The organism is Bradyrhizobium sp. P2_E8 (genome assembly GCF_056403875.1).
Genome location: NZ_JBFUES010001780.1, coordinates 1 through 736, shown reverse-complemented (window position 1 = coordinate 736; position 736 = coordinate 1). Strand labels below are relative to the sequence as shown.

Annotated in this window: 1 protein-coding gene; it reads left to right on the top strand. The window is 63.7% G+C overall.

Annotation, left to right across the window (positions count from 1 at the left end; genetic code table 11):
* Positions 1 to 633, top strand: a 633-nt coding sequence (locus tag AC1D00_RS43865; RefSeq protein ID WP_477015035.1) for a CpaE/TadZ family protein, incomplete at its 5' end; no start/stop codon positions are given.
* Positions 634 to 736 lie beyond the last annotated feature (103 nt).

Below are 736 nucleotides of genomic sequence, written 5' to 3'. Positions count from 1 at the left end.
CCGCAGGGCATTGCGGACGCCGTGTTCTCGCCCGATCGCGTCGATACCGCCTTCATCGACCGCCTGCTGTCGAAATGCACCGACCACCTAAGCCTGCTGGCGGCGCCGGCGACGCTCGACCGGGTCTATGATTTCGGCACCGATGCCTTCGATGCCGTATTCGACACGCTGCGCTCCACCATGCCCTGCATCGTGCTCGACATCCCGCACCAATGGTCGGGCTGGACCAAGCGCGCTCTGATCGGGGCCGACGACATCCTGATCGTGGCGGCGCCCGATCTCGCCAATCTGCGCAATGCCAAGAACCTGTTCGACCTGTTGAAGGCCGCGCGCCCCAACGACCGGCCGCCGCTCTACTGCCTGAACCAGGTCGGAGTGCCGAAACGTCCCGAAATCGCCGCTGCGGAGTTCGCCAAGGCGATCGAGAGCCAGCCGGTCGTCTCGATCCCGTTCGAGCCGCAGATCTTCGGCTCGGCAGCCAACAACGGCCAGATGATCGCGGAGATCTCCGCCAACCACAAGTCGATCGAGATGTTCCTCCAGATCGCCCAGCGCCTGACCGGCCGCAGCGAAACGAAGAAACAAAAGTCGTCCCTGCTTTCACCCCTGATTGAGAAGTTGCGGGGAAAATAAGCCGCCGCATGGAGTCGTTAAGTGTTTGGTAAGCGTAGCGGAACAGACACCGACCTTCGGGCCCCAAAGCCCGGCGCCGTGTCGCCAGAGCCTGCCCCGGCTC